Below are 10,965 nucleotides of genomic sequence, written 5' to 3' on the forward strand. Positions count from 1 at the left end.
TTGGATGCAATGGCTTTGCCGTTTGGTTAACAAAACCTCATCACATCTAACGATTTATCTTTAGCTTGAACCTATCTGATGCCGCTATAATCGGTGTCATATTCAGTACCATGAAACGCAAGGTCACAAAATGCACGTTAAGTTTTGCGGGTTTACTCAGCTTAGTGATATACAGACTGCGGCACAGCTAGGTGCAGATGCAGTGGGTTTGGTGTTTTATCCACCAAGTCCACGTGCAGTCACGATAGAGCAAGCGCAAATCCTGAGCGCTGCTGTACCTGCTTTTGTCAGCGTGGTGGCCTTGGTAGTTAATATGCCCAAAGATGAGCTGATTAAGTTAGCAAACAACGTCTCTTTTGATGTTATCCAGTTCCATGGTGATGAAACGCCTGAGCAGTGCCAACAGCTGGCAGGTATGGTCAATAAGCGCTGGATCAAAGCATTGCGTATCAATACAGAGCAAGACACCCTCGATAGCGTTCGTGCCCAAATTGCTCAATTTGCGACTGCAGGTGCCAGTAGTATTTTACTTGATGCCTATCATCAAGATGCATACGGCGGTACAGGGCAGCGTTTTGACTGGAGTCTCATTCCTCATGACAGTGCACTGCCGATCATATTGGCAGGTGGTCTCGATGCCGATAATGTTGCCGCTACGTTAGATTTGCCTATCTATGGCGTCGATGTGAGCGGTGGTATTGAAGTTGATAAAGGTAAAAAGGACGCTGCCAAAATGCGTGCCTTTATGAAAGCAGTCAAGCGCGATCGATGGCAAAACGCTACGGTCACTGGCGTTATCTAAGTGGGTTTGTATCAGGCTATTTTTCATACATAATCTGCTTAGTTGATCGTTATTCCGATTTTTCTGCTTAAATCTTATTAGATTATTGTCCCTTTTATTATTTTCTCTCTATTTATCTAAAAAATACCACTTATTACAGTAGGAATTATCATGAGTCATGTCGAGAACAAAGATTTATCTGCTACCGCACAGTCTGTAAACACTTTTACCAATCCTGAAAATGTACAGGACTTCAACCAGTATCCTGATGCGCGCGGTCATTTTGGTGTACATGGGGGGCGTTTTGTCTCTGAGACGCTAATGGCTGCTCTAGAAGAGCTAGAAACGCTTTATACCAAAGTCAAAGCAGACCCAGCATTCTGGGAAGAGTATCACAATGATTTGGTCAATTATGTCGGTCGTCCAACGCCGCTGTATCATGCTAAGCGTTTGAGCGATGAGATTGGCGGTGCGCAAATTTATTTCAAACGTGAAGATCTAAACCATACAGGCGCGCATAAAGTAAATAACACTATCGGACAAGCACTGCTTGCCAAAATGTGTGGCAAAAAACGTATCATCGCTGAGACTGGCGCAGGACAGCATGGTGTCGCGACGGCAACGATTGCTGCACGCTTAGGGCTAGAGTGTATCGTCTACATGGGTGCGGACGATGTCGAGCGCCAAAAGATGAACGTCTATCGTATGCGTCTGCTTGGCGCAACAGTAGTGCCAGTGACCTCTGGCTCACGTACGCTCAAAGACGCCATGAACGAAGCGATGCGCGACTGGGTCACTAACGTTGATAGCACGTATTACATCATTGGTACGGTTGCAGGTCCCCATCCTTATCCGCTATTGGTTCGTGACTTCCAAGCGATCATTGGTAAAGAAGCGCGCATTCAGCATTTAGAAAAAACAGGCAAAATGCCTGATGCCTTGGTTGCGTGTGTCGGTGGTGGCTCAAATGCGATAGGTTTGTTCTTTGATTTCCTAAACGATACTGACGTTAAAATGTACGGTGTTGAGGCAACAGGCGATGGTATCGAAACAGGTCGCCATTCAGCGCCACTAGCAGCTGGTCGTATCGGTGTACTGCACGGTAACCGTACTTACCTGATGGCAGATGATGATGGTCAGATTCAAGAGACACATTCTATCTCAGCAGGTCTTGATTATCCTGGTGTTGGTCCGGAGCATAGCTTCTTAAAAGACATGAAGCGTGTTGAATATGTTGGCTGTACGGATAAAGAAGCGTTAGAAGGCTTCCATGAGGCAACTCGTAAAGAAGGTATTATCCCTGCGCTTGAAACTGCTCATGCTGTCGCTTATGCATTGAAACTAGCTAAAACCATGACGCCTGATCAGACGATTATCGTTAATATGTCAGGCCGCGGTGACAAGGATCTGCATTCAGTGATGAAAGCAGAAGGGATTGAGATGTAGTAAGAATAGAGTAGTTTAGATGGTTGTATAAGAAAGTTTAGCAGCGTATTAAATCGATTAGGTATCATAAATCTCAATACGCTAATTGATAACTACTCTATAGAGTAGAGTAGTTATCAATATTGCTAGCTATTTTTTAATTATCGATAGTATACCTTCATGAGTTTGAACCGCTTAATACCGAGTAAGCCTAGCCAGTTGGGCAAGTATCCAGACCAAGCAGTGCTAACAGCGCCAGTCACAATAAGTGTGGGTGTGCCTACTGAAAGTGTCAGTTTTTGGCAGAGTTATGGTTTCTTTATAGTTGTCACTGTATGGTCAGTGATTTATGTCTTTATGGCCGTTTGGGAGTTTTCGACAGGTTATACGGTTACGACAATTGATGAAATTTTAAGAAATATTCTTGGGCTTTGGTCTCTTTTAGCTATACCCATGTTGTTTTTATTTCTGATGATATATTGGTTGCATCGTGCCCAAAAAGGTTTTGTCGTTCCAAATCCATGGATTGCTAGAAAATGGACTTGGAAGCATATCCCCATACTTATAATCAATAAAGATAATATCCAATTGACGTCTCAGTTTTATATAGCTAATAAAAATTTTCAGCACGATAAAGTTATAAATTATGATGACGTTGAAGCATTTTATCTTAACCGAATTCAAGGAAGCACTATTGGTTTTTGGATAGATTACACAGAAATATATAGTAGAAAGATGAAAAACCGAGGGAACAGGGTGCAAGGTCTAATATTTAATAAAAATATTCCACTGTGCGAGAGGTACAATGTTTTAAACGGTCTATACTACATAGAGCAGCGTGAAATTCTAAATATTATGAATACTTTTCATAAGCAAAGAACTGATGATATTAAATATTTGTCGCAAGATAACCATGATAATTTAATGGATATTGGCTAGTAACAATAAACTTATATAAGCTAAAAATTTATTTAACAAAATTATAAGAGAACACTATGACCAGAATTGAAAGTACCTTTGAAACCTTAAAATCACAAAATAAAAAAGCCTTGATTCCTTATGTCATGGCAGGCGATCCTAATCCGACCACTACGGTAGGTCTGTTGCACGACTTAGTGAAACACGGCGCCGATATGATCGAAGTCGGTTTACCATTCTCTGATCCAATGGCCGATGGCCCAACTGTAGCGTTGGCTGGTGAGCGTGCATTAGCAGCAGGTACGAGTACTCGTGATGCATTAAAGATGGTTGCAGAGTTCCGTCAAACAGATACGCAAACGCCAATTATCCTAATGGGTTATCTCAATCCTGTTGAAATCATCGGTTATGACAACTTTGTGGCGCTATGTGAGCAGTCAGGTGTTGATGGTTTATTGATGGTAGATTTGCCACCAGCAGAGGCGGGTAGCTTTACGCAGCATTTGACTGATCATTCGATGAATGAGATTTTCTTGCTATCGCCAACGACGTTGCCTGAGCGCCGTGAGCAAGTATTGACTCATTGTGGTGGCTATATTTATTATGTATCACTAAAAGGTGTGACTGGTTCAGCCACACTGGATACTGATGACGTTGCCACGCAAGTTAAAGCAATCAAAGCAGAAACAGACCTACCAGTATGCGTCGGCTTTGGTATCCGTGATGGTGCTTCTGCAAAAGCGATCGGTACTCATGCAGATGGCGTTATCGTCGGTAGTGCCTTGGTACAGAATTTTGCCGATATTGATGCCAACGATACCGCTGCAGTTGCAAATGCACAGCAGAACATCATGGCAAAAATGGATGAGCTACGTGAAGCGTTAGACAGCTTAAGCGCTTAATAGCTATTGCTTTCATATTGTTGTTACTTGAAGAAGTAGTTATTTGAAGAAATAGTTATTTGAAACGGCAAAATCAAATTGAAGCTAATGTTTACCTTAAGACTTTACTTAAAAGCTTTACGTGAAGACAATACTAAATGACTTTGCTAAAATTAGTTTACGAGTGTAAACTAACATCACTATTATATGGTGTCTGATAGCAGTGGTTTATTCGTCATTTTGATTGGCAAATACATTATCTATCAACAAGCGCATAATCAAATTACCGACATACGAGATTTATTTATCAGTATGTCGCATGACTGCTCATGTTATGACTGTGTTAGACGTTTTGTTTAGACAACCATTAAACTCTCAATGACAAGCGAATGAGCAAACTTGTCAATAAGCCTTTTATGATGGCAAATAATATGACTGATACAATAACAAAACCCGATAACAATACCACTAAAGCCGCGCCAAACAGCAATACGGATAGGCAGTCATGGTTTAACCGTCCTATCCCAGGTATCAAGCAGCATTTGACTGCGCCACTGTCTGCGGTAGAGACTGAACCGTCAACTAAGTGTAGCAATTGTCATTCGATGATTACCAACACAGCACTGATTTTTAACTGTTATGTGTGTCCACACTGCGATCATCATTTACCGATGAGTGCTCGTGAGCGCTTGAATTGGTTGCTTGACCAAGTAGATGGCGAGACAGGTCAAGAGTTCACGGCAAAAGATCCATTGAGCTTTGTGGACAGTAAGCCCTATCCTGCACGTATGAGCGAAGCACAAGAAAAGACAGGTGAGTCTGAAGCGCTGGTTGCTATGTATGGCAAACTGCGTAACCTTGATATCGTCGCCTGTGCTTTTGACTTCCGCTTTATGGGCGGGTCAATGGGTTCAGTCGTTGGCGATCGTTTCGTTCAAGCAGCTGAAAAAGCGCTAGAGCAAAAAGTACCTTTGGTTTGCTTTGCTGCCTCTGGTGGTGCACGTATGCAAGAAGGCCTGCTATCGTTGATGCAAATGGCACGCACGGCAGCAGCGATTGAGCGTCTAAGAATCGCTGGGATTCCTTATATTGTGGTATTGACCAATCCTGTTTATGGCGGCGTGACCGCATCCCTTGCGATGCTTGGTGATATTCATTTAGCAGAGCCAAAAGCGATGATAGGATTTGCGGGCAAGCGTGTAATCGAGCAGACTGTACGCGAGACGCTAGAAGAGCCATTCCAGCGCGCTGAGTTCTTATTAGAGCATGGTGTGGTGGATGAAGTAGTACATCGTCATCAGCTAATCGATACGATTTATCGTCTGCTTGCAAAACTATGCCGCGTACCAAATGTAGATGCTCAGTAAAATGAGATGCTCGATAAGGTAAATGACTCAGTATAATGAATCATTTATTGAGTGCATAATGACTTAGCTGCGTGCTAACATCTACTGCATATGCAAGACCCTCTAATAGCATTTATCGTCATTGCACGGTAAGTGCTATTTTTGGTTTTAGCTAGCACATATATTTTTATCTCTTATTAAATTTTATATAGGTTTTATCCATGTCTGACCTTCGCAGCCCCAACGCCCATAGTCCTAATGAAAGTGCTAGCCTAACTGAATGGCTCGATTATATGCAGCAGATTCATGTATCTGCAATCGATATGGGATTGTCACGTGTATTGCCTGTTGCAGAAGCGTTAGGTGTGGTGCAGTCAGCTAAAGATGACGCTTATGTATTTACTGTGGCAGGTACCAATGGCAAAGGCTCTACAACTGCTGTCATTGCCGAAATGTGTAAAGCCGCAGGGTACAAGACGGCGCTATATCAGTCGCCACATCTTAGCGCCTTCAATGAGCGTGTACGTATCAATGGCGAGATGGTCAGCGACCAGACGCTGATTGAGGCCTTTAGCAAAGTAGAGGCAGCGCGTTTACAGTGTGAGTTGACGTTGTCTTTCTTTGAGATGACTACACTAGCGGCGCTATTGATATTCGCTGAGGCAGACTGTGACGTGTGGGTATTAGAAGTAGGGTTAGGTGGCCGCCTAGATGTGGTCAATATTATTGATCCTGACATGGCAGTCATTACCAATATCGGCATCGATCATGTTGACTGGTTGGGTGACAATGTCGAGGATATTGGCCGCGAAAAAGCAGGTATCTTGCGCAACGGCATTCCTCTGATTTATGGTGCTACTGAGATGCCAGCCAGCGTGCAAAAATCCATCGATACCCAGCAGGCAACTTGCTATCAAATAGGACAAGATTTTAGCTACCGCGATATTGATTCAACGACTTGGCAATACAGTAATGCGGCGGTTACCTTGCAGTTACCACGTCCTGCGTTATCGTTAACTAACACGACCAATGCATTATCAGCAGTATTAGCAAGTCCATTAGATGTGGGTATCAATGCGATTGAGCAAGCACTACAAACTGTCAAACTGGCAGGTCGCTTCGATTATCGTGAGAACCATAGCCGCCATTGGTTATTTGATGTGGCGCATAATGAGCAAGGCGTTGAGTTCTTATTAGCCCAGCTATCACCGTTTTGGCAGCAGCATGTAGCCAAGCAAAGTAATCAAGATAGCTCAGCGGATATCCCTACACCAAAGATAAAAATGCTATTTTCTATGTTAGGTGATAAAGATATTGATAAGGTTGTGCAGCGCTTAACCCAAGCAGGCTTACCGATTAGTGACTGGTTTATCGCTGAGATTGATTATCCTCGTGCCGCGACTACTGAGCAGCTGCAAGGTGTATTGGTTAAATATGTCGATAGCACCAATATATATGCGTTTGATGGTCTGCATATAGCTACCCATGCAGTGATAGAGGCGAGCCAGCCGCAAGACCTTATCGTCGTATGTGGCTCGTTTCATACGATCGGGGAAGCGTTAAGTGCCCTTAGCGTATGATAATTTAAGTTAAAATAGTGCCTGTTTAATGTTAATCTTAGTCATAGCCTGATGGCAGACAGCATGAAAAATATGCTTTATAATCAAAATGATTTGCCAGACCAGTAGAAGATGGTCGGCACAAATTTTGAACCCTGATGGCATTAACTGACAGTAACTGGCGGTAAGAGATCATGATTAAAGCGATTGGATATACTGCTTTGAGATAGTCGCTGCACCGCTCAATCAACCTTATTACCAACTAAGAGACGTAAACGGATGAACTTTTCGAGACAAGCCTTATTGGGCATTGGGATGATTATCGGCGGTAGCGTGATGCTATATGCCATGGTGCAGCAGATTGGCGATAGTGACCAACCAGAGCCAATGTCAGCGATGGTTGACAAATCAAGCTCGGAGCAAGAGTCTCCGCAGCCGCTCACCACTGATATCGAGACAGAAAAACGTATCCTTGCGCAAAAGCAAAAAGAACGTGCAGCCCGTGTCGCAGAGCAAGAAAAACGTGCAAAAGAGTTTTTGACAGAGCAGGAGATTGCTGAAGCAGAAGCATTGGCTAAGGCACGTGCTGAGAGCCAGCAATATGTTGATAATAGTGCGCCAGCTACTGATGAAACTACCAATACAGAGGCTACAAAAGACGTTACTACAGATCTGACCGTTCAGCCTCGTACTGAGAGTCAGTCTACTACTGATACTACAAAGTCTAGCGAAGCCGAGAAGCAAAAAGCGGCTCAAGAGCAACAAGAAGCTCAAAGGCAAGCGGCTATAAAAGAGCAAGCGGCTGCAAAAAAACTTGCCGAGAGCAAAAAACAAGCGGAGGCAGAGAAAATAGCCGAAGCAAAAAAGCAGGCTGAAGCCCAAGCAGCGGCTGAGAGAAAAAGAGAAGCAGCGGAAGCGGCTAAAAACGAGCCACCGAAATCGCCTTCTGAATACCAGATTAAGAAAGGTGATGGACTGATCAAACTGGCAAGACAATACAATATGCCTGTAGAAGTATTGGCTCAAGCCAACAACCTATCGCCATCGGCAGCGCTACAATTGGGTCAAAGTATCACCATCCCATCGAGCAAACAGGTACAACGTTTAGAGCGTGAAGCGGCTGCCGCTGAACAAGCGCGTGAGAAGAAGCGCCAGCAAGAAGAAGCGCTGGCGAAGAAATCTGCCGATGCAAAACGTGAAGCGCAGCAAAAACTGAGTGAAGCGCGTAAAGAAGTCAAAGAAACAGACGCTAAAGGTAGCTTTGGGGTACAAGTGGCTCTAGCAAATGACCAAGCCAAAGCCGATGAGTTAGCGAAAAAGTTCCGAGCAGCAGGTTATCAAGTCAAGACCAGTGCGACCAGTCGCGGTGTCCGTGTTGTGGTTGGGCCTGAACGTGGTAAAGTCGCAGCATTGGCACTAAAAGATAAAATCAATAGTGACCCTAAAGTAAATACGACCAGCGCTTGGGTGCTTTACTGGCGTTAAGCTAAAGCGTTTCTAACGGTCTCGATTTGGCTTTTATCTACTTTATATAAAAACACGACAAATACTGTCGTGTTTTTTGTTTTATAGATTGCTGATTGGCGTAGCCTTAGTTAAGATGAGCGCCATTTTTATAATCCGTTGTTGTATAACCTGTCAGCCTATATAGGTTGCCTTGTCGTGGTCGGTGCATTGTTCATTGCTATTAATAATGACAAGTAGCCCATCACTCTCATATTGTATAAGGTAGAACCATGTCGTTTGGTGTTATATTTTTAATATTGGCCGTTGGGTTTTTGGGTCTGATTACGTTACCGAAGCTATTAGCAAAGCGCCCTGTCGTTGAGCCTGATCCAAAACCTGTGCGCGGTGATGAGTTGGCTATTTGGCCATTTGCGCCGATGCCAATTATGACCGATACGGAAGTGATATTTTTTAATAAGTTAAAAAATGCGCTGCCGGAGTATCATATATTTGTCCAAGTACAGATGTCACGGATCATTGAAGCCAATAGTAGTGAGACATCAGAGCGTAGCTTTTGGTTTAATCGTATTTGCCGCCAGAGCGTTGACTATGTGATTGTGGATGTCGATGCTCAGACCACATTGGTGGCTATCGAGCTTGATGACTGGACGCATAGTAGCAAAGCCCGCCAAAAAGCGGATGACAAAAAAGACAAAGCGCTTGCCAGTGCAGGTATTGCGATGGTGCGCTTCCATGCTGAGCGTATGCCGAGTGCCGATATGCTTAGATATGAGCTAATGCAAGTGATTGAGAGTTATAGTCAGTTCAATATAATTTCGATACAAGGAAACCGAGTGCAAGTTATACATTAATATGCTTAGCGAGGATGACGCTGTAGCGGATTTATATAGACTTGACTATATTAAGCATTATGTGAAAGCTGTCCGATTGTTAAGGCTAAAACATTATCCAAGCAGTTTTATTTTAAAAGTTTAGGTTAGCTGAATTTACTCATTGTGCTGGTCTGATTGCCTTGGATAAATGACGATTGGTCGATTACCTTCAAAATATAAACCTGTTTTAGGTAGCTCGCTATCTGACCAAACTATCGGCAGATGGAGACTATCATAAGCATTTCGCTCATCATAAAAGTCGCGCTTGGTGAACCATTCAATATAATGCGCGGCTCGTAAAGCTGTATTGTCAATCGTTGCAAGACCTGCCATGTCTCTTTTATCACACCATTCATGCATCGGAAAGCTCGGCGTTAGCCAATATGGCCAGTCATAATCACCGCAACCAGCTGTGTTAATCGGCAAAAAGAATCGCCCTTTGATCACACCATAACGCTTATCAATTTTTACCTGTTCATGATTTTCTGTATCTACCCACACCGCTTGGAACTGCTTGGTTTGCATGTGTGTCATTTTGCGCTGTAGATTATCATTGGAATTAATCCCAACCCAGTTCATAGGTTCAAAAGGTGCTGACCCCATAAAAAACTTAATCGCTAGCTCCCAATGTTCAACCAGCTGTTCTGCATGGTTATACAAAATCAAATCCAGCTCACCAGTCGTCTGCTTGCCATTATAGAGCTGCACATTGCTAGCCAGTGTCTCATACGGATGTAGCTTGCACGCAAATCCATCCTCTAACCAAAATGACAGTAAGCCTTCAAAATGAAATCCCAGTCGATTGGGGCTAGGGCGTTTGAGTAAATAACGGGTCAGCTCTTGATAGGCGGCAGTGGTGTCTAGCTCTGCTAATCGCTTCTCATACGCCTCAAGTTGCGTCTGCCAAAATTGTGCGCTATGTACGTCAACCGTATGGGTGTTTTGACGCGGTGCAAAGTCTAGCCACTGCGTCAAAACATTAGGGCATGCCAACACATAAGCCAAATCGCGCACATAGGGTCGGCGGTAACGTTCCCAAGGGGCATTATCTATGAGGCGGGTAGATGTGGGCTGATTGACAGGCTCGGACATAGGATAAACCAGTGTAAAGGTGTAGCATTTACACTAACGGCTCGCTCTATAAAAGTCTATAGGACACGAGTATCCGCTAGGGCAGTGCTCAGTTTGTTGGCGCTAAAATATAATATTAATGTGATAAATATGAAAGCTGATATCAGGCGGTGACAGCAGGTAGGCTAATAGGATACTGAGTACTATTTTAAGTAGAGAGAGTTGCCATTCAGGCTGATATTGAGATGACTTTTCTTGTGGCTTAGTTGGGATGTGAACTTTCTGTTTCATGTGTCTAGCTCCATATTTACCGTAACTTGATTGCTGCGGCTTATGGTTGCTAGTTTATGAAGTAAGGTCGTTCGATAGTTCTATATAGAAAATGGCAAAGTTCTATAGAACTTCATCAGCTTTCTTTAGCCATTTTGCAATGAAGTCTTTACCTAAAGTTAAACCTAAACCCTCGGCTTTAGCTATGATTTCTTTGTTGATATTACCGTGAGGGTTTTCTAAGTCTTGTTTGTCATAACTTGCAAGTTTAAGCAAAGTAGCTATAGTCAGTCCAAAATAGAAAAGGTACAATGCTTTTAAACCAAGCAAAGAGAAATATAAAAGATGACCTACTCAGCAGATTTTCGAGCACAA

General features: G+C 43.3%; 10 protein-coding genes. 8 read left to right on the forward strand and 2 right to left on the reverse strand.

Going from position 1 to position 10,965, the window contains the following annotated elements:
• The first annotated feature begins 100 nt into the window (after positions 1-100).
• The 8 genes from ACI2IW_RS11610 to ACI2IW_RS11645 all read left to right on the forward strand — a co-directional run bounded on the left by ACI2IW_RS11610 (position 101) and on the right by ACI2IW_RS11645 (position 9,228).
• Positions 101-802: a phosphoribosylanthranilate isomerase gene (locus ACI2IW_RS11610; RefSeq protein ID WP_404693738.1), complete on the forward strand. Its 702-nt coding sequence runs from the start codon at positions 101-103 to the stop codon at positions 800-802.
• 150 nt (positions 803-952) lie between these two features.
• Complete coding sequence (gene trpB, locus ACI2IW_RS11615) at positions 953-2,227, forward strand: tryptophan synthase subunit beta (protein WP_404693730.1); 1,275 nt, start codon at positions 953-955, stop codon at positions 2,225-2,227.
• A 159-nt stretch (positions 2,228-2,386) separates the two neighbouring features.
• A complete protein-coding gene (locus ACI2IW_RS11620; protein WP_404693731.1) occupies positions 2,387-3,145 on the forward strand; it encodes a hypothetical protein in 759 nt (252 codons plus the stop codon).
• 56 nt (positions 3,146-3,201) lie between these two features.
• Entirely contained in the window at positions 3,202-4,026 is an 825-nt protein-coding gene (gene trpA / locus ACI2IW_RS11625) for a tryptophan synthase subunit alpha (RefSeq protein WP_290178717.1), read from the forward strand.
• A gap of 398 nt (positions 4,027-4,424) precedes the next feature.
• Positions 4,425-5,372 carry an acetyl-CoA carboxylase, carboxyltransferase subunit beta gene (gene accD / locus ACI2IW_RS11630; protein ID WP_185156610.1) on the forward strand — a complete coding sequence of 316 codons (948 nt, stop codon included), beginning with the start codon at positions 4,425-4,427 and terminating at the stop codon, positions 5,370-5,372.
• Between the two features lie 200 nt (positions 5,373-5,572).
• Positions 5,573-6,931, forward strand: a complete 1,359-nt coding sequence (locus ACI2IW_RS11635; RefSeq protein WP_404693732.1) for a bifunctional folylpolyglutamate synthase/dihydrofolate synthase — start codon at positions 5,573-5,575, stop codon at positions 6,929-6,931.
• A 258-nt stretch (positions 6,932-7,189) separates the two neighbouring features.
• Entirely contained in the window at positions 7,190-8,395 is a 1,206-nt protein-coding gene (locus ACI2IW_RS11640; protein ID WP_404693733.1) for a LysM peptidoglycan-binding domain-containing protein, read from the forward strand.
• 251 nt (positions 8,396-8,646) lie between these two features.
• Positions 8,647-9,228 carry a DUF2726 domain-containing protein gene (locus tag ACI2IW_RS11645; RefSeq protein ID WP_404693734.1) on the forward strand — a complete coding sequence of 194 codons (582 nt, stop codon included), beginning with the start codon at positions 8,647-8,649 and terminating at the stop codon, positions 9,226-9,228.
• A 135-nt stretch (positions 9,229-9,363) separates the two neighbouring features.
• On the opposite strand, the gene ACI2IW_RS11650 is transcribed toward ACI2IW_RS11645, so the two are convergent.
• Both ACI2IW_RS11650 and ACI2IW_RS11655 read right to left on the reverse strand, forming a co-directional pair.
• The gene (locus ACI2IW_RS11650; RefSeq protein ID WP_404693735.1) at positions 9,364-10,341 is read right to left on the reverse strand and encodes a DUF1853 family protein; all 978 of its coding nucleotides are present in this window, start codon (positions 10,339-10,341) and stop codon (positions 9,364-9,366) included.
• A 102-nt stretch (positions 10,342-10,443) separates the two neighbouring features.
• A complete protein-coding gene (locus tag ACI2IW_RS11655; RefSeq protein ID WP_404693736.1) occupies positions 10,444-10,611 on the reverse strand; it encodes a hypothetical protein in 168 nt (55 codons plus the stop codon).
• Between the last annotated feature and the right edge of the window lie 354 nt (positions 10,612-10,965).

The sequence above is a fragment of the Psychrobacter sp. NPDC078501 genome, assembly GCF_044900935.1.
Lineage (GTDB): Bacteria > Pseudomonadota > Gammaproteobacteria > Pseudomonadales > Moraxellaceae > Psychrobacter.